Source organism: Pseudoalteromonas sp. A41-2 (assembly GCF_015767615.1).
Lineage (GTDB): Bacteria > Pseudomonadota > Gammaproteobacteria > Enterobacterales > Alteromonadaceae > Pseudoalteromonas > Pseudoalteromonas lipolytica.
The window spans coordinates 883163-901672 of record NZ_CP065231.1 but is presented as its reverse complement, the minus strand read 5'-3'; the positions used below and the strand labels follow the sequence as shown (position 1 = coordinate 901672).

The 18510-nt window shown below is 40.5% G+C and carries 16 protein-coding genes; 11 read left to right on the top strand and 5 right to left on the bottom strand.

Annotated features, from left to right (window positions below):
• Window positions 1-58 precede the first annotated feature (58 nt).
• Window positions 59-2821: an ATP-binding protein gene (locus IT970_RS04225; protein WP_196857629.1), complete on the top strand. Its 2763-nt coding sequence runs from the start codon at window positions 59-61 to the stop codon at window positions 2819-2821.
• Window positions 2822-2846: 25 nt separating this feature from the next.
• On the opposite strand, the gene IT970_RS04220 is transcribed toward IT970_RS04225, so the two are convergent.
• Together IT970_RS04220 and mutY are read right to left on the bottom strand one after the other, a co-directional pair.
• Window positions 2847-3119 (bottom strand): oxidative damage protection protein, encoded by a 273-nt coding sequence (locus IT970_RS04220; RefSeq protein ID WP_036970432.1) that lies wholly within the window; start codon window positions 3117-3119, stop codon window positions 2847-2849.
• 15 nt (window positions 3120-3134) lie between these two features.
• Window positions 3135-4211, bottom strand: coding sequence for an A/G-specific adenine glycosylase (gene mutY / locus IT970_RS04215; protein ID WP_206770731.1), 1077 nt, complete (start codon window positions 4209-4211; stop codon window positions 3135-3137).
• A 360-nt stretch (window positions 4212-4571) separates the two neighbouring features.
• On the opposite strand from mutY, the gene trmB reads away from it, so the two are divergent.
• The 5 genes from trmB (at window position 4572) to arcA (ending at window position 9427) form a co-directional block, all read left to right on the top strand.
• Complete coding sequence (gene trmB, locus IT970_RS04210; RefSeq protein WP_196857628.1) at window positions 4572-5297, top strand: tRNA (guanosine(46)-N7)-methyltransferase TrmB; 726 nt, start codon at window positions 4572-4574, stop codon at window positions 5295-5297.
• Between the two features lie 17 nt (window positions 5298-5314).
• Window positions 5315-6343, top strand: coding sequence for a methyltransferase (locus tag IT970_RS04205; protein ID WP_036970441.1), 1029 nt, complete (start codon window positions 5315-5317; stop codon window positions 6341-6343).
• Window positions 6344-6461: 118 nt separating this feature from the next.
• Window positions 6462-8084, top strand: a complete 1623-nt coding sequence (locus IT970_RS04200) for an ATP-binding protein (protein WP_036970444.1) — start codon at window positions 6462-6464, stop codon at window positions 8082-8084.
• Window positions 8084-8605: a YfiR family protein gene (locus tag IT970_RS04195; protein WP_036970447.1), complete on the top strand. Its 522-nt coding sequence runs from the start codon at window positions 8084-8086 to the stop codon at window positions 8603-8605. Before IT970_RS04200 ends, IT970_RS04195 begins: the two co-directional genes overlap by 1 nt.
• A 105-nt stretch (window positions 8606-8710) precedes the next feature.
• Entirely contained in the window at window positions 8711-9427 is a 717-nt protein-coding gene (gene arcA, locus IT970_RS04190) for a two-component system response regulator ArcA (protein WP_036970449.1), read from the top strand.
• 6 nt (window positions 9428-9433) lie between these two features.
• Here the strand turns inward: arcA and arcB are convergent, their stop codons facing one another.
• Entirely contained in the window at window positions 9434-11761 is a 2328-nt protein-coding gene (arcB, locus tag IT970_RS04185; protein ID WP_182396175.1) for an aerobic respiration two-component sensor histidine kinase ArcB, read from the bottom strand.
• Window positions 11762-11935: 174 nt separating this feature from the next.
• On the opposite strand from arcB, the gene folE2 reads away from it, so the two are divergent.
• The 4 genes from folE2 to IT970_RS04165 all read left to right on the top strand — a co-directional run bounded on the left by folE2 (window position 11936) and on the right by IT970_RS04165 (window position 15302).
• Window positions 11936-12856 carry a GTP cyclohydrolase FolE2 gene (gene folE2, locus IT970_RS04180; protein WP_182396174.1) on the top strand — a complete coding sequence of 307 codons (921 nt, stop codon included), beginning with the start codon at window positions 11936-11938 and terminating at the stop codon, window positions 12854-12856.
• An 80-nt stretch (window positions 12857-12936) separates the two neighbouring features.
• The gene (locus IT970_RS04175; protein ID WP_036970456.1) at window positions 12937-13536 is read left to right on the top strand and encodes a DUF2726 domain-containing protein; all 600 of its coding nucleotides are present in this window, start codon (window positions 12937-12939) and stop codon (window positions 13534-13536) included.
• A gap of 103 nt (window positions 13537-13639) precedes the next feature.
• Window positions 13640-14347: a 5'-methylthioadenosine/S-adenosylhomocysteine nucleosidase gene (mtnN, locus tag IT970_RS04170; RefSeq protein ID WP_065978410.1), complete on the top strand. Its 708-nt coding sequence runs from the start codon at window positions 13640-13642 to the stop codon at window positions 14345-14347.
• Window position 14348: 1 nt separating this feature from the next.
• Window positions 14349-15302: a cobalamin biosynthesis protein CobD/CbiB gene (locus tag IT970_RS04165; protein WP_065978411.1), complete on the top strand. Its 954-nt coding sequence runs from the start codon at window positions 14349-14351 to the stop codon at window positions 15300-15302.
• A gap of 55 nt (window positions 15303-15357) precedes the next feature.
• Here the strand turns inward: IT970_RS04165 and tyrS are convergent, their stop codons facing one another.
• Window positions 15358-16557: a tyrosine--tRNA ligase gene (gene tyrS / locus IT970_RS04160; protein ID WP_065978412.1), complete on the bottom strand. Its 1200-nt coding sequence runs from the start codon at window positions 16555-16557 to the stop codon at window positions 15358-15360.
• Between the two features lie 395 nt (window positions 16558-16952).
• On the opposite strand from tyrS, the gene IT970_RS04155 reads away from it, so the two are divergent.
• Window positions 16953-18269 (top strand): peptidoglycan DD-metalloendopeptidase family protein, encoded by a 1317-nt coding sequence (locus tag IT970_RS04155; protein WP_036970468.1) that lies wholly within the window; start codon window positions 16953-16955, stop codon window positions 18267-18269.
• Between the two features lie 61 nt (window positions 18270-18330).
• Here IT970_RS04155 and IT970_RS04150 read toward each other — a convergent pair whose 3' ends face one another.
• Window positions 18331-18507: a hypothetical protein gene (locus IT970_RS04150; protein WP_162898025.1), complete on the bottom strand. Its 177-nt coding sequence runs from the start codon at window positions 18505-18507 to the stop codon at window positions 18331-18333.
• Window positions 18508-18510 lie beyond the last annotated feature (3 nt).

Here is an 18510-nt window from a genome sequence, read left to right as displayed (position 1 = left end):
GATTGTTCTACCATCAAGGAACTGCTTAATTTTGCTGTAAAATTATTGGATAAGACCCATGCCGAGTAAATCGACCTCTACTGTAAAAGGCCTATTACCTCTTTTTATAATAACAAACGTAGTTATCACCCTATTAGCGGTGGTTGCTTACTCCTTTTACCCAACCAGTAACGCGCCGAAGCAAACAGAGCCCCCTCGCTTAACTGCAATAGAAGTTTCAGAGTTATTATCTGCACCACTTATCAGCGCACTCACTATGCCTGGACAAGATAAAGTTAAAGAAGTACTCGATTTAAGCCTATTGCTTAATAAAGATTTTGATTACTACTTATATAGATACGAAATTAATGGCGATGCATCGCTTGTCTACGCTAATAACAAAGAGGCGCTTATCGCTTCAAGTAAAGTGGACCAGCAACTTGCTCAAGGCACAATTATTCATACGGTGCTTGAGCTGAATGATCAACCCGTTGGTGAGCTTATAGTAAAACAACATCCACAGCAGCAACCAATCATAGAATCAGCCGCGCTCTCGTATGCCCTCGCGGGTTTAACGCTTTTAGCTTTAGTTATTTTATCATTTGCCTTGAGTGTATTAATTAATAAGCGTTTTATGAAAAACAGCGAATCACTCAGCAACGAATTAATGGTAATAACACAAAATGCCGATTATCAAACGCAGGTGTCAGAAGAGCTCGATTTTGGCTTAGATAAAGTCGCTAAAAACATTAATCAATTACTTAATAAAGTGTTGTCGGTTATTACCGAAAACAAAGCCGCTCAGCAAGACTTAGAAAAACTACAAAGCGGTCTTGAAGCAGAGGTACAAAGCAGAACACTGGCCCTTGAACAAGCCACCTTAAAAGCAGAACAAGCAAACGAAACCAAAACGACCTTTTTAGCAACCATGAGTCATGAAATTCGCACTCCCATGAATGGCGTGATTGGTACAATTGATTTACTGCGTCAAACAGAACTTGATGGAGCGCAACATAGACTAAGCACCATTATTAGAGACTCAGCGTTTTCATTATTGGGAATTTTGGATGATATTCTTGATTTTTCTAAAATCGAGGCGGGTAAACTTAATATAGATAATACGCCATTTTCAGTGTCAGACACCATTGAAGAGGTCGCGCGGGTGTTGTCCTCTGTCGCGAGAAAGCGCGATCTTGACCTTGAGCTTGCCATTGCCCCCGACATTCCAACCAACCTGATTGGAGATACTGTTCGCGTACGCCAAGTACTGTACAACCTATGTAGTAACGCCATTAAGTTCACCACCACCGATGATAACCGTAAAGGCTGCGTAAAAATATCAGTAGAAGTGGTGCAAAATACCACCGATCACTACACCTTACGCTTTAGTGTTTCTGATAATGGCAAAGGGATGACACGCGCACAACTTGGCGAAATATTTAATCCCTTTATACAAGCCGAAAGCTCAATTACGCGTGAATACGGTGGAACAGGCCTGGGGTTATCCATTTGTAAAAGCTTAACAGAGCTTATGCTGGGCACTATTTCTGTCACTAGTGACTTGGGTATCGGCAGTGAATTTATTGTAGAACTTCCTTTTAGCACGCAAGGTAAAGTCGATTTTGCACATAAACACGTCATTAAAGATCAGCGCGTTGTAGTTGTTACGAATCATGATGGCCGTAAAAAACTATTAACGCGCTATCTCTCGTTTATGGGGGCCACCGCCGTCATTGCCGACAGCAACGAAAAAATAGAAGCAGAACAAGACAGTAAAGATATTATTTGGGTTCTCGATGGGATCGAAAGCATGGAGGACATTAATTATATATTGCGCCGCCTGCTTTACACGCTAGAAGATAACCACCAACAAGTAATCGTTCTCAGTAAATTAGATGAAGCAGCCGTTAATCATAAAAATATTTTCTATTTAAATGCTGCCCCACTGTGTAAGTCTAACTTTATGATGTCGCTACTTGTTGCTGCGGGCTTACATCAGCCAAAGCAAATTACTTCTGCAAAAACATTTAACAACTACTTAAGCGTTGAACAAGCGCGCGAGGAAAATAAGCTTATTCTGTTAGTGGAAGATAATGTTTTAAACCAGCAAGTGTTAACTGACCAACTTCATTTACTCGGTTACGGGGTCGAGTTGGCAGAAAATGGCCAACAAGGTTTAGAGCTGTGGCGAAAAAATCACTATGCGATTATTCTCACCGACTTACACATGCCAAAAATGTCAGGTTACGACATGGTAAAAAGTATTCGCGAAGAAGCTTCTCAGCTAGAAGACATTAATGCACAACCGTATATAGTAGCAATCACAGCAAATGCGCTTAAAGGTGAAAAAGATCGTTGCTTGAGCATTGGTATGAATGATTACATCACTAAGCCTGTTGAATTAAATGTGCTTGAATCCACCTTATTAAAGTGGTCTAACAAAAGAAATCCACAAAGCACATCGGTTGAAGCCAAAAAATCAGCTATGCCTATCGATATGAACATGCTCGCTAAATATATTAATAACGATGAGGCTAAAAAACTGCGCTTCTTTAAAATGTATTTAGAGCAAAGTAATCAATTGACTAAAAATATTAATGCGGGTGTCATTGAACATGACATCGACAGCATTATTTCGTCGTGCCACCAGCTAAAATCAATTTCGAAAACGATTGGTGCGATGAAAGTCGCCGAGCTTGCCGCTGAATTTGAGCACTTTTGCAAAAACGAAGAGCCAACCAGCGATGAGCTAATTGAGCTGCGTGATGGTTTTGAAATTGAGTACTCTAAGGTAGCGCAGTTTCTCAAAGAGCAAATTAAAAAAGCTGAAACCGAGCAATAAAAAAGGGCCTTTTGGCCCTTTTCTATTATTTTTCAGGTGGACGGTAGCCTTCAATTTCTACGTCTTTACCTTCAAATAAAAACCCTACCATTTGCTCTTCTAAAAAAGCACGGTGCTCTGGGTCCATCATATTTAAATGTTTTTCATTGATCAGCATTGTTTGCTTATGCTGCCATTGGCCCCACGCTTCTTTGCTGATGTTGTTGAAAATCTTTTCACCAAGCTCACCTGGGTATAGTTGGAAGCCTAAGCCTTCAGCTTCTTTTTGTAACTTTTGACAAAATACTGTACGTGCCATAATTGCTCTCTACTCTTATTGCGTGATGCTATTGTAATCTATTGTGCTTAATTGTTTAACCAGCTTTTTAGTGGGTGCAGCCAACCCAACTTCAACCGATTCGTCAAGCGGATACCAAACAAGTTGGCGCTCGTTAATAAAATCAGGAATTGCCGGTAAGGTTAGCACATGTGGGTTAATGGTTAATTCAAAATGCGAGAATACATGGGTAAATGCCTCAAGTGCTTGCGTGTTATCAGTTAAACCATGTTGTGCTAAAAAGTGTTCTAACTCGCTGTACTCGGTAAATTCAAAAAAGCCAAATAAACCTCCCCAAATACCGCTACTTGGCCGCTTTTCCATTAATACTTTATTGTCACAGGCTAAAATAAGTTGATGACACGCTTTTTTAGGCACCGCTTTTTTAGGTTTTGAGTGTGGAAACTCTTTCACTTTACCTTGATTAAATGCCTGACATTTACTCTTTAACGGGCATGGCTGACAATCAAACTTACTGCGAGAACAAAGACTTGCTCCTAAGTCCATCATGGCTTGGTTAAATTCAGTAACCGACTCTTTGGGGGTTAACTGAGACGATAACGACCAAAGCTGGTTTTCAACTTTTTTAACCCCGTACCAGCCCTCAACCATAAAGAACCGCGCAAGAACCCGCTTAACATTACCATCTAAAATAGGGTGATGTTGACCCAGCGATAACGATAAAATAGCGCCTGCAGTCGAGCGGCCAATGCCAGGTAAATCCATGACTTCTTCGAGGGTCGTAGGAAACTTGCCTTGGTATTTATCACGGACTATTTTTGCTGTTTTATGTAAATTACGGGCACGGGCGTAATAACCAAGCCCAGTCCAGTGATGTAAAACCTGATCTTCATCAGCATTAGCGAGCGCGATAATATCAGGGAAGCTTTGCATAAACTTCTCAAAGTATGGGATAACAGTGATCACTTGCGTCTGTTGCAACATCACTTCGGAGATCCATACTTTGTAAGGGGTTTTATTTAATTGCCATGGCAGTGTCTTACGACCATGAAGGTGATACCAGTCAACCACTTGGTTAGCAAACCAAGTTGACTCCTTATTGCTTAAATTCAAAATAACATCTTTACTTGCTGAAGCTCATTGCGGCTCAGTCTATTGCAGTTAGTTAGGCCAAGCAAGTGAAAACCCAGCATCGAGGCGTGTTGCCCTTACAGGATTAAATAAGAGTTAATATAAGAGTTAATCCGTCCTTAAATAGAGCAAAAGCGCTTCGCGTATTTAACAGCGACACAGCGCTTTTGCCAATTATGCCCCCTCTCCACGTCATAAACTCCGCCATGCCTCAATATCAAATTCACTACAGCAAAATTAATCTCGAAAGATAAACAGGTCCTAACTATTGTACTCAAGGCGCTGGTCAGGGATAATACGCACCCTTTTTCTATAGTCCGTGTTTTTATCAGGCCAAATTATATGAATGACTCAAGTAACCCTAACCTCGAGCAAGCAAAGCAAGAGGGTAAATATATCCGCACTATTCGTAGTTTCGTTAAGCGCGAAGGTCGCCTAACTAAAGGCCAAGCAGCCGCCATCGAAAAGTGTTGGCCAACAATGGGCCTTGAGCATAAAAACGGCATGCTCGACCTGAAAGACGTCTTTGGTAACGATAACGATATCGTATTAGAAATCGGCTTTGGTATGGGTAAATCACTTGTTGAAATGGCTAAAAATGCCCCTGAGTTAAACTTTATTGGTATCGAAGTACATCGCCCAGGTGTGGGTGCATGTTTAATGGATGCCGATGAAGCGGGTATTACCAATCTACGTGTATTTGAGCACGATGCTGTTGAAGTGTTGGCTGACTGTATTGCCGATGAAAGCTTATCTAAGCTGCAACTGTTTTTCCCTGATCCATGGCATAAAAAGCGTCACCACAAGCGTCGTATCGTGCAACCTGAATTTGCACAAAAACTACGTAGTAAGTTAAAAATAGGTGGGGTTTTCCATATGGCAACAGACTGGGAAAATTACGCAGAACACATGCTAGAAGTTATGCAAGTTGCAGAAGGTTACAAAAACCAATCTGAAACAAACGATTATGTTCCTCGCCCTGATTCTCGCCCGTTGACTAAATTTGAGCAACGCGGTCACCGTTTAGGTCACGGTGTATGGGATTTAATGTTTGAACGTACGAAGTAACATAAGGTAAAGCCAGAATGAGTAAGTTAACCAACCCCAGTTTATTATTACTTCGCAACGACGAAGAGTTAGTTGGGCAATCCATTTTAGTGGTTAACTTTGAACAAGATGGCTTTTTACGAGAGCTAAAAGCATTAAACCCAAATGCGGCCATAACTGCATTTAGCTATAACCACGCAAATGCACAGTATGCCAGTAAAATTAATGGCATACGCGCGGTGGTTGATCACACTATTCCTGAAGGGAATTACGACTTAGTTATCTATTACTACCCTAAAGCGAAGCCTGAAGCTTTAATGTGTCTTGATAATATTCGCGCTAATTGTAAAGAAGATGCACAGCTTCTTATTGTTGGTGAAAACAAAGGTGGCGTTAAGTCAGCAGAAAAACAGCTTAAGGATTTATGTGGTTTTAGTAACAAAATCGATAGCGCCAAACACTGTATTCTATACCTTTTCTCTGAGCTGACATTAAACGATAGTTTTGATATCAGCCGTTACCACAAGCCATTTCAAGTCAAAGCGGGCGATCTTGAATTTACCGCTATCAGTGTACCGGGAGTATTTAACCATGGCGCACTCGATGTAGGGACCGCTGTGTTATTAAATAACGCCCCTAATATCAGTAAAGGTAAAGTACTCGATTTTGCTTGTGGGGCCGGTGTAATTGCCGCCTATCTAGGAATTAAACACCCTGACCTTGTGTTTACTTGCAGTGATGTCAGCGCACTTGCAACCTATGCAACCACACAGACTCTTGCGTTAAACAATTTACAAGGTGACGCAATATTAAGTGATGGTCTTGAAAGTATTGATGGTAAATTTGATTTAATAATCAGTAATCCACCTTTTCATACCGGCATTGCGACCGACTACACAATTGCTGAAGCGTTTTTAGCTAATGCAAAACAACACCTTACTAAACAGGGTAAGCTTACAATCGTCGCGAACAGCTTTTTGAAATACCCTCCTATTCTTGAAGCACAATTTGGTCAATACACAACTGACTTCAAAAATACTAAGTTTTCAGTTTACTCAGCGGCTTAGTTTTCGTTAATTAATATTGGTTGTTGAAATATTTTTCTTATTATTTAGTTACTTTTTGTTGTCTTTGCTAGACTAAGAAGTTACTAATAATACTAAAAAGATTGGCTTTAGACAGCGCATGTCAATATTCTCTGCACAAACAAGTATTCGCAAAGCTTTAACTAACGCAGTAATGTTAGTTACCGCACTCTGTTTGTCGCTATCTATTTCTATTTCGACCTACCTTGATGTAAAAGAGCAAAAATCACTCATCATCGATAAGATTACTATTTTATCTAAAATTGTCGCATACAACGCACAAGTTACCGTGCTATTCGACGATAACGAAACAGAAACTGAGCGCTTAAAATCATTTGAGTCAGTGCCTTTAATAAAAAACATTCATATTTACTCTATTGACGAGCTTTCTAATGAACCGGTTTTTTTCAGTAGCTTTAACGCCAGCAAAACACCGCCCGTTCCAATTAAAGTAGGTAGTATTAATGACTTATTAGTACCTAATGTTAAAGATAAGGTTATTGAGCTTGTTACCCCTATCGTTTACGAGGGGAACACCATTGGCTATGTGTATATTCGCGGTGGTCTAGACCGATTAAATGAATACATTAATCATAAAATTATGATTGATATCCTACTGACGCTGTTCGTACTGGTATTAGTGTTTTTTGTTGCGCGAAGTATTCAAAAGCGTATTGCAAACCCCATTGATGAGCTGAGTGTGTTACTGCAAGACGTTTCTAAAAATCATAATTATGAAACGCGCGCGCAAAAAACCAATATTGATGAAATAAATCAACTCGCGGGCAGCTTAAACATCATGCTTGCGCGCACTCAAAAACAAATTGAGCGCCATGAAAAAGACAAACAAGAGATAAAACAACTCAACCAAAGCCTTGAAGAAAAAGTAAATCAGCGAACCATTGCCCTTCGTGAAGCAAACCAAGAGCTACTCAACACCCTTGAGCGAATGCATCAATATCAAAACCAAATCGTTGAAAACGAAAAAATGGCTTCGTTGGGCCAAATGGTTGCAGGGGTCGCACACGAAGTTAACACCCCAATTGGTCTGGGGATCACCGGGTCGACGCTGTTGCGTGACAAGCTGGCTGAAATCAATACGCTGTTTGAACAAAAAACCTTAACATCGGCACATTTAAAACGCTTTATAGATGATGGCATTGAAAACCTCGACTTAATTTATCGTAACCTCAACCGCGCTGCCGAACTAGTGTCGAGCTTCAAAAAGGTGGCTGTAAACCAAGATGGCGAAATGACTTCTCTGGTTAACTTACATAACCTATTAAGTGATGTTGTGCTCTCAATGCGTTCAGAAATTGAATACCGCAGCCCTAAAGTAAACATTAATTGCAGTCACGACATTAGCATCGAAACAAAGTCAGGGCCGCTGCAACAGATCTTACAACAACTGTTAAGTAACTCCGTGATACACGCTTTTACTGACAATCAAAATAACGAAATAACCTTTGACGTTGAGCGTAATGAGAGCAGCTTAGTCATTCATTATTTCGACAATGGCGTTGGGGTAGACAAATCGATTAAAAAACGAATTTTTGATCCCTTTGTTACCACCAAACGTGGCGAAGGTGGAAGTGGTCTAGGCATGCACCTCGTTTATAATTTAGTTACCCAAGCATTAGGGGGCAGCATTATTTACGATGAGCTAAGTAATGAAGGCGCTCACTTTATTATTACTCTGCCATTGAACGAAGGTGCAGTTTAATGAGAGCGCTCTTTTATCTATTTGTATTAGTGCTTATAACATACCCCGCGCAGGCTAAGTCGCCTGACCAAGTAAAGTCGGCATTTTTATTTCAAATTGCGAAGTTTGTTGAGTTCACACATGATGACACTGCACGCCCTGTGTCATTTTGTTTTTACAGTTTAAATAGTGGTCCTGGTGCATTTATGAAGGACCGAGATGAACTGCAAATTAACAACAAACCAATTAATGTGATATTAGTTAAAAAAACTCAGCAAATTTCTGAACTTTCTCAACTTTGTGATATCACATACATTGATGAAACATTAGAAAATGATATACTTCCACTTTGGACCGATACAATTTCATTGGATACTTTAACAATAGGTGAAAGTATCAGTTTTTTAGAAAACGGCGGCATAGCCTCTCTGGTTCAAGAAGGGAATAAAATCCGACTGTATATCAATAAGCAGCACGTATTGCAGCAGAACTTTAAAGTGCAATCTCGATTGTTAGCTATGGCTAAGTTTTATCCAAATTGATTTTACTTGTTAACAATTGGATCTACTCCTATAATCTCTAGTATTCGGTTTTGCTTGATAATACCGAATTTTTGTAAATAAAATTTCCGAAAAGGTTAATATACAATGCAAACGCCAGTCATTCTGATCGTAGAGGATGAAGACGTAACTCGACTAAACCTCGTTAGTTTATTTGAAGCTGAAGGTTACAAAGTTATTGAAGCCATTGATGGCGATGATATGCATGACAAGCTTACAAATAATGATGATGTGAACCTTGTAGTTATGGACATCAACCTACCAGGTAAAAACGGGTTAATCTTAGCTCGTGAATTACGTCAAAAACGCAATGTTGGCCTGATTTTCTTAACAGGTCGTGACAACGACGTTGACCGTATTCTAGGTCTTGAAATTGGTGCAGATGATTACATCACTAAGCCGTTCAACCCTCGCGAACTAACGATTCGTGCGCGCAACCTAATCTCTCGTACAGCGTTAGGTGGCGAAGAAGCTAATATCGAAACAAATGGTGTTATTACATTTAACGGTTGGGAACTTGATGAAAACAGCCGTTGTTTAACATCACCAAGTGGCGATGCTAAACGTCTGCCTAAAGGTGAATACCGTGCGTTACGCTTAATGCTTGATTCTCCTGGCCGTATCTTTAGCCGTGAGCAACTTATTAAGCATATGACTGGCCGCGAGCTACGCGCTAACGACCGTACAGTTGATGTAACAATTCGTCGTATTAGAAAACACTTTGAAAGCGATAACAGCACATCTGAGCTTATCAGCACCATCCATGGTGAAGGCTACCGCTTCATTGGTAAAATTGACAACTAATTAGAACTAATCTTCTAACTGTTGTAAAAATAATTGGAGGGCTTCATGCCCTTCATTTATTTTGTCTGCTAAAACACTTAACCACTCTTGCAGTTCTTCTGCACTCTCATCAAGCGCACCGTGTTCCATCTTTTTAGCATGTAATTGCACATCGTTTAAACCAACAGAACCTGCAGCACCTTTTAGCTTATGGGCTACCGATTTATATTCTTCTCTGTCGTCTATAGCCAGAGCATCGGCTAATTCTGTTTGATACTGCGGGTTAAGCTTAGCAAATAACGCAGCGCTGCGTTTAAACACCTCTAACCCCATAGAGCCAACAAAATCTTCAATGGTTTCAATGTCGAGTAATTCTACTTTGATACCGGAAAGATCTTTCGGCTTAGCGGCTTTAACAGATGCAGAGTCAGGTACTTTTTGCTGTTTAATATCAAATAGCTCACCCAGCATTTTATCAAGCTTCGTGGTGTTAATTGGTTTTGCTAATGCACCTTGAATACTTATACCAGCGAGCTCCTCTTCGGCGCTTCTTACGTTGGCGGTAAGGGCGACTATCGGTAAGTTATCAAAATGCTCATCATCACGAATTTGCCTTGCTACTTCATCACCATTAATGTCGGGTAATTGCATATCCAGTAGCACTAAGTCTAAATCATCCTCGGTGTAAACAAACGACAGCGCATCTTCACCGGTTTCAGCCCAAATAACTTCGTGACCACGCTGCTCTAACAGGTTAGTTGCTATTTCAGCATTTAATGGCACATCTTCAACTAACAAAATGTTTAAGCTGCGAACTGCATAGCTTTGCTCGGTTGGCGCAATACAAAGTTTAAGGGGGATTTCTACCACGAATACACTGCCCTCGCCCTCTGTGCTGCTAACATGTATTTCACCTTTCATAGCACTAACCAACGCTTTGGTTACGGCTAAACCAATTCCCGAGCCAATTGCGTTGGTGCCATTTATATCTGGCGCTTTATAATACATGTCAAAAATACGGTGTAACTGCTCTTGAGGGATCCCTTGTCCTGTATCACTCACTCGCATTACTAACCAAGGCCCATCTGGGCGATTTTCACGGCGGCATTCGAGTTCTACATGACCTTGCTGGGTAAATTTCACCGCATTATTAATAAGGTTCCAAACAACTTGGCGAAGGCGGGTCGGATCTAAAGACGCATACACATCAAGCGTGCCTTTACGCTTGATATTAAAGTCGAGGCCTTTTTGTTCAGCAATTAAACCCGCAAAGTTCACAACATCATTGATAAAGTCTGCAACATTCACTGAATCGGCTACAATATCAAGTTGCTCACGGTCAATTTTATCTAAATCTATAATATCATTAAAGATATTACCCAGCGTTTCAGCACTTGAGAACACCGTGTTACACCAGCTTCGTTGCTGCTTATCGAGCTCAGTATCGAGTAGCATGCGGGTTAAACCAACAATGCCATTAAGTGGGGTTCTTAATTCATGGCTCAGAGTAGCAATGAATTTCCCTTTATCTTTGTAGGCTGCCTCTAGCGCTTGAGCAGCTTCTTTACGGCTGGTGATATCACGACCGAACGCAAGTAAGCCTATGTATTCACCTTTTTCATTAATAAACGGCAATTTACGCATTTCAAACCAACGTTTCTCCCCTGCTACAGGGTATTCAACGTCTAAAGTGAGTGCTTGATGAGTCTGCGACACTTTTTTGTCGGTGCGTAATACTTCAGGTAGATAATCGCTTGGGTAAATTTCTTCGACACTTTTGCCAATCAGGTCTTCGCTACTTTTACCAATCACCTCTTCAAACATTTTATTACACCCAGCGAACACACCATTGTTATCACGGTAGTAGAATAAATCGGGTGAGGAGTCGACAATAGAGCGAAGTAACATGCCCTGTTGTGCTAACTCTTGTTGTGTTTTCTTACGCTCGGCAATTTCTCGTCTTAACTCTTCAATTGCTCGGTGTTTGGCATGAAACGCCATTTTACGTTCGTCAATTTCTTCATTAAGGCGACTAATATTGTCTTTTAACGTTTGGTTTAAGAGCTTTTCTTGTTTGGTTGCACTGTCTAAGTAACTGTATGACGCTTCTAACTGACGAATAGAATTTAACAGTACAGAAATTAAAATTGGCGATACGACAGCCGTAAAAAACATTACAGCCAATACATCAACTAAGGTTACGGTTCCAACTGCCACGTAGTAAAACATACACGACAATATTAAAGACATAACCAATAACAGGGCATAGCAAGCTGCGGCGGTTTTGAATTCACCGTATTTTGATATAAAGCTTGAGAGTGTGCGAGCCCACGGACTCAAAGAAGAATCAATCATAGATAAAGCTTAGGCACATAATCTAAAAAAAACAGCATAGCTAATTTTATCACTATTCCTTATGAAATATTCATATTGTGCGATAAACACAGAATTTTTTCATCAACGCCGCGTTTTTTATATTTTTTCATGTAAAATACCGCGCTTTAATAATTGCAAAGAATGAGTATTACCATGCAGACCACGATGCCAGATATTGCTGATACGGCTCCCGCCTTACGAACAGGAAAATTAGACTGGGTTGGCATGGGCGAAATTGAACTTCCTTTCATTTTTGAATCTCGCAATATTGCCCCTGTAAATGTAGTTGCTAAAGCACGCGCATTTGTAAATTTACATAAAGAAGATGCGAAAGGCATTCACATGTCGCGCTTATTTTTAGCACTCGATACCTTATCAACTGAGCAGCAAGTGAACCCACAAACACTTGCTCAGGCACTTGATACCTTTATTAGTAGCCATGATGATTTAAGTGACCAAGCACAAATTGAATTTAAGTTTGAGCTTCCGTTGCGTCGTGAGTCTTTGTTGAGTGGCAAAGTGGGTTGGAAAAACTACCCAATCCACCTAATAGCCAAAATTAATCAAGGTGTATTAAGCTTTGAGCTAATGGTTGATGTCACTTACTCATCGACTTGCCCATGCTCAGCTGCGCTCGCAAGGCAATTAATTCAACATGCATTTGATGAAAAATTTGCAGAGCAACAACTTGATAAACAAACAGTTTTAAACTGGCTTGGCACAACAGAAGGGATTGTCGCCACACCGCACTCTCAGCGATCAATTGCAAATGTGAAAGTGAAGCTTGATAACGCTCTCACCAGCTTTGATGTGGTTGGCTTAATAGATGCATTAGAAGGTGAATTAAAAACCCCTGTGCAAGCGGCAGTTAAACGTGAAGACGAGCAAGAATTTGCACGTTTAAATGGCCAAAACCTGATGTTCTGTGAAGACGCGGCTCGTAAAATCAAAGGGCTGTTAGAAGAGCAAGATTATGCCGATTACTGGTTGCAAATCAACCACTACGAATCACTCCATGCGCATGATGCTGTTGCAATTGCCGTAAAAGGAGTTGCTGGCGGTTATACTGCTTAAATAATTTGGTAACTCCCGACACTTAGGCACACATATTGCTTTTATATTTCAGTGTCAATTTGTTGTTGTGGAGTTACCTTATGGAATTCGCTTTATTATCAATTTTAGTTTTAGTCGTAGTGGCTTCTGTTGTTGCGTCAAAGTTCAGCGATGATGGCGGAAACCCGTACCCTTTCACTCGTAAACAAAGTGTTTTTACTCAAGTTGAAAGTGCTTTTTTAAACCTTCTTGAACGTGCCGTTGGCGATCAATACAAAATTGTAAGCCGCGTAAAACTAATCGATTTAATTGACTGCAAGCAAGGCTTATCTGTTAAAGCAAAGCGAGCAGCCATGACGAAGGCAAAAGGTAAGCAATTAGATTATGTGCTTATCGATAAAGAAAAGCTAACAATCGTTGCAGCGGTTGATTTAGTAAATAATACCAACAAAGACGGTCATAAAGCACAGCGAGATTGGTTTGTTAGTGGCGCATTAGAAGCGGCTGGCATTCCTCATATTCGTATGAAGGTGAAATCGGGTTATCAACCAAGGGAAGTCCGTGATGCGATTATGTTTAAGCTAGGGAAACCTGCAGCAGCGCCGATAAGACCAACACGCAACCGTGTTACAAAGCCTGCAGTATTGTCGCCATCTCAAGCAAAAGCTCATACGAGCTCTACCGCACTTGCTGAAATATAAGTTGTCATAATAGTGGCAAAAGCAGACTTTCGGGTCTGCTTTTTTGTTTGTTTTATACATTTTTAGGTATAATCATCCTATTCAATCTAAGGAATCAAATATTATGCACGTTGGTATTATTGGCGCGATGGAGCCAGAAGTAAAAATTTTACGCGAAGCAATGGCAAACCCAAGCACGATGACAAAAGCAGGGTTTACATTCTACACAGGCGAATTAGCAGGTAATAAAGTAACACTTGTTCAGTCTGGTATCGGTAAAGTGGCGTCTGCGGTAGCGACCACGTTACTCATTGATAACTTTACACCTGATTGTGTGATCAACACCGGTTCTGCGGGTGGCTTTGAACCGTCATTAAATGTGGGTGATGTGGTTATTTCATCTGAAGTGCGTCACCACGATGTTGATGTTACTGCGTTTGGTTACGAAATCGGTCAAGTACCACAAATGCCTGCTGGTTTTGCAGCTCACCCAAAACTGATTGAAGCTGCAGAACAAAGCGTTAGCCAAATCAGTGATGTTAAGACCATGATTGGCCTAATTTGTACTGGCGACTCGTTTATGTGTGACCCGGTACGTATAGAAAAAACACGTGCTGAATTTCCAACAATGCTTGCCGTAGAAATGGAAGGCGCTGCAATTGCTCAAGCTTGCCACGTACTTGAAACGCCGTTTGTGGTTATTCGTTCTATGTCAGATATAGCGGGTAAAGAATCACCGCAGTCATTTGAAGAGTACATTGAAACAGCATCAATTAATTCATCAAAAATGGTTGTGGCCCTATTAGAAAAACTGACCTCGGTGAGTTTATAAGGTGATTACACATTTTGTTCAAACCCATTTGGACATTATTGTATTTTTTATAGCGCTCCTTGCTGAGCGCTTTTTCCCCTTAGTTAGCTGGTATCACCCCAACACTTTTTTAAGCATTATATTCGCAGCCTTGGGAGAGCGTTTATATAACCGTTCAAACCCCACGAGTTATCAATATCTTGCCTCTACCCTTGCCTTTACTTTGACCGTTTTAGTGATTGTCGTTCTTGTTGTATTGTTCTTAGAGTTTGCTTTCTACCCCGAGTTACTGAATGGCTTAATCTTATATTTACTGCTAAGTAGCCGCTTACAAGAAAAGAAGTCGCTGCGTATTGCTAGACTCATAAAACAAAATCAAAAAGCTATCGCAAAAGAGCTACTATCGAGTTTGGTTGCACGTGATGTGTCACGACTTTCATCGCCAGGTATCTGTAAAGCCACCATGGAGTCATTGGTGCTGCAAAGTGCGAGGCATTATTTTGCCGTTATATTCTTTTATTTAATCGGCGGGCCTATTAGCGCAATCGTTTATCGTTTATTAACGCTTATTCACCAATCATGGCGTAAAAAGCAACAGCCAAATAGTCCATTTTTAAAACCTATCGCAAAGCTGTTATTTGTCCTTGAGTGGCTACCCACTCGATTAGTTGCCATCACGATTGCGGCAACCAATGCCAGTAAACACAGTATTCATTATATTAAATACTACGGTAGACATTTTTATCAAACGAATACAGGCTGGTTATTAAGTGTGACCTCAGCAGCCTTACACGTACAACTTGGCGGCCCCGCACTTTATCAAGGCGAACGTTACAATAAAATGCGTGTAGGCACCGAACGATTACCCACTGCCGATGATATTCCTGTGCTTGTAAACCGTTTAAATCAAGCAAAAGCATTCTGGCTGCTATCAATCGTTGCAATCGAAATAGCCACACTATTGCTCGTTAACTAATTGCGACAAAAAAACCAGCCGAAGCTGGTTTTTTGTTTTGCTTAGTATGGAAGTATTAAGCAACCGTGATCTTTGCAAACTTACGTTTACCTACTTGGTAAATCTCAGTGGTACCTTTTGCAACTTCAAGCTTAGTATCTGTTACTTTTTCTTCACCATTAATTTTAACTGCGCCTTGCTTGATCATTCGCATTGCTTCAGACGTACTCGCTACTAAGTTTGCTTCTTTTAGCAAATTAGTGATAAAGACCGACTCTTCAGCGATGGTTACAGTCACTTCAGGGATTTCATCTGGTAAAGCATTTTTTTGGAATCGTTTGATGAAATCTTGGTGTGCACCTTCGGCTGCATCTGCGCTGTGGAAACGCGCAATTAATTCTTTAGCCAGTTCAATCTTAATATCACGCGGATTAACACCCTCTGCAACGCGTTGCTTAAGCGCAGCAATTTCTTCAATAGATAACGCACTTAGTAAGTCATAGTAACGCCACATTAGCTCATCACTAATTGACATCACTTTACCAAACATATCGTTTGGTTCATCAGTAATACCAATGTAGTTGCCTAATGATTTAGACATTTTTTGTACGCCGTCAGTCCCTTCAAGCAGCGGCATCATTAGCACTGTTTGTGGCTTTTGACCTTCGTCTTTTTGTAACTCACGACCCATTAGTAAATTAAAACGTTGATCAGTACCACCTAGTTCAACGTCTGCTTCTAATGCAACTGAGTCCCAACCTTGAACAAGTGGATATAAAAATTCGTGGATTGCAATAGATTGGCCACCGGCATAACGCTTTTTAAAGTCATCACGTTCTAGCATACGTGCTACTGTTTGACGCGCAGCCAGTTTGATCATGCCCGCAGCACCTAATGTCTCCATCCACGTAGAGTTAAATGCAACCGTTGTTTTAGCAGGATCAAGAATCTTAAATACTTGCTCTTTATATGTTTCGGCATTTGCAAGCACGTCATCACGGGTTAACGGTTTACGTGTCACGTTTTTACCCGTTGGATCACCAATCATACCTGTGAAATCACCAATCAAGAAAATCACTTCATGACCTAGGTCTTGGAAGGTTTTCATTTTATTGATAAGTACTGTGTGACCCAAATGTAGATCAGGCGCAGTTGGATCGAAACCCGCTTTGATCTTTAACTTCTTACCAGACTTTAATTTTTCAACTAATTCGTCTTCAATTAATATCTCTTCTGCACCGCGTTTTATCTCAGCTAGAGCGGTTTGTAAATCCACTGTGTATTACTCCAAAAATTCAGCTTACCGGGCGTGGTGGCCTATTAGGGTTAAAATAGAACTAAAACATTAAAATTTAGCTAGTTAGCGCCAGAAATACTGCACAAAAATAAAGCTAACTTAACCGTGTTAAGTAAAAGCCCCGAAGGCAGCGCGCGTGATTGTTCTTTATACCGCGTTATTGCATTTTAATGAAGGTACTTTAGTTAACTAATGCATAATTAGTTTAACTCTTGGCATCTGCTGCAAATTTAATCAAAAAAGTTTAACGCGCCTACTAATTCTAGCGTAAAATAGCGCCAGTTTAAATCTACAAAACTCTGGTATTTGCTCTATTTTAGGTATATCCTGCAATATTAGTAATTAATTTTCTTGACAGCAGAAAAAGGCACGTTATGGTTCACGTTGTGCACAAACTCCCCAAAAAACACAAACTGCTTATTCTCGGTTTGGTTTCTGCTATTGCTGGCTTAGCATTATTACCTTCGGAAAAAGCCACCGCATCAAAGGATAACAGTGCGAATGCACTTGAGATTGGCAAGCGCTACGAATTACAAGTTAAAGTTGACGATAACGAAAAACTGACTGAATTAAATTCTGAGCAAGCAGCAGCTAAACTTCCAGAATACGACCTTATCGACCATGAAGTTCGCAATGGCGATAATTTAGCACTTATTTTTAAACGTGCAGGTTTTTCAGCACAAACATTACACAAGCTAATCAATACAAACGCTGAAACGCGTAAACTGACAAAAATTCATCCAGGTGAAGTATTAAGCTTTGCAACCGCAGAAGATGGCTCATTAGCACAGCTTCGCTATGTTATCTCAAAAACAGATACCTTATACGTTACCTTAAACGAAGAAGGTAACTACGACACCTCTATCGATAGTAAAGAGATAGAAACGCTGAGTAAATCAGCCGGTGGAGAGATTAATAGCAGCTTTTGGACATCAGGTATTGCCGCAGGCCTTAGCGAACGTCAAATTATGAACTTTGCTGATATTTTTGGTTGGGATGTCGATTTTGCCAATGATATTCGTAATGGCGACCAATTCGGTTTAATTTACGAAGCACATTATGTTGATGGTGAATACATTGGCGACGGTAAAATTATTGCCGCAGAATTTATTAACCAAGGCGAGCGCTACACAGCAATTCGTCATACAGATGGTAACTTTTACACTCCTGAAGGCCGTAGCATGAAAAAAGCCTTCTTGCGTGCACCAGTTAACTTTAAATATATTAGCTCTAGCTTTAACCCACGCCGTTTACACCCTGTAACAAAGACAGTTAAGCCACACAACGGTATCGATTATGCCGCGCGCACTGGCACACCGGTTGTTTCAGCTGGTAATGGTAAAGTGCTTAAGGCAGGCTACAGTAAGTACAACGGTAACTATGTTTTTATTAGCCATGGCACTCAATACGTGACTAAGTACTTACACTTAAACAAAAAAATGGTTAAAACGGGTCAGAAAGTGAAGCAAGGCCAAAAAATTGGTACGGTCGGTGCTACTGGTCGTGTAACAGGCCCACACTTACATTATGAGTTTTTGGTAAATGGTGTACACCGTAACCCTAAAACGGTAAAACTACCTAAATCAGAACCCTTGCCTCGTGATGAGTTAGCCAAGTTTAAACCTATTGCAGATAACTTCTTAGCGCAATTACAGCGTAACCGTGAAATGCAATTAGCCTTAAACAAATAAGCTAATTAATAATGACAAAGCCGCTGCACGTTGTAGCGGCTTTTTTGTGCTTGGCCCTAAATTACCTTACGAGTAAATAAATAAGCTGAATAACCATTGAGATCATCACCAGAGGCCAAATGTACTTAGCGTATTTAGTTGCGCCATCAAGGCCCAGTTTTGAATGGTACTTTTCAAGTAACGGCACCAGAATAACCAAGGCAATAAACAAGCAAAGTAAGATAACAAATATATTCATGGT

What these genes read in the sequence shown, in the direction of transcription:
- IT970_RS04225 (WP_196857629.1), top strand. Translation starts at nt 59, where the DNA reads ATGCCGAGTAAATCGACCTCTACTGTAAAAGGCCTATTACCTCTTTTT.
- IT970_RS04220 (WP_036970432.1), bottom strand. Translation starts at nt 3,119, where the DNA reads ATGGCACGTACAGTATTTTGTCAAAAGTTACAAAAAGAAGCTGAAGGC.
- trmB (WP_196857628.1), top strand. Translation starts at nt 4,572, where the DNA reads ATGAATGACTCAAGTAACCCTAACCTCGAGCAAGCAAAGCAAGAGGGT.
- IT970_RS04205 (WP_036970441.1), top strand. Translation starts at nt 5,315, where the DNA reads ATGAGTAAGTTAACCAACCCCAGTTTATTATTACTTCGCAACGACGAA.
- IT970_RS04200 (WP_036970444.1), top strand. Translation starts at nt 6,462, where the DNA reads ATGTCAATATTCTCTGCACAAACAAGTATTCGCAAAGCTTTAACTAAC.
- IT970_RS04195 (WP_036970447.1), top strand. Translation starts at nt 8,084, where the DNA reads ATGAGAGCGCTCTTTTATCTATTTGTATTAGTGCTTATAACATACCCC.
- arcA (WP_036970449.1), top strand. Translation starts at nt 8,711, where the DNA reads ATGCAAACGCCAGTCATTCTGATCGTAGAGGATGAAGACGTAACTCGA.
- arcB (WP_182396175.1), bottom strand. Translation starts at nt 11,761, where the DNA reads ATGATTGATTCTTCTTTGAGTCCGTGGGCTCGCACACTCTCAAGCTTT.
- folE2 (WP_182396174.1), top strand. Translation starts at nt 11,936, where the DNA reads ATGCAGACCACGATGCCAGATATTGCTGATACGGCTCCCGCCTTACGA.
- IT970_RS04175 (WP_036970456.1), top strand. Translation starts at nt 12,937, where the DNA reads ATGGAATTCGCTTTATTATCAATTTTAGTTTTAGTCGTAGTGGCTTCT.
- mtnN (WP_065978410.1), top strand. Translation starts at nt 13,640, where the DNA reads ATGCACGTTGGTATTATTGGCGCGATGGAGCCAGAAGTAAAAATTTTA.
- IT970_RS04155 (WP_036970468.1), top strand. Translation starts at nt 16,953, where the DNA reads ATGGTTCACGTTGTGCACAAACTCCCCAAAAAACACAAACTGCTTATT.
- IT970_RS04150 (WP_162898025.1), bottom strand. Translation starts at nt 18,507, where the DNA reads ATGAATATATTTGTTATCTTACTTTGCTTGTTTATTGCCTTGGTTATT.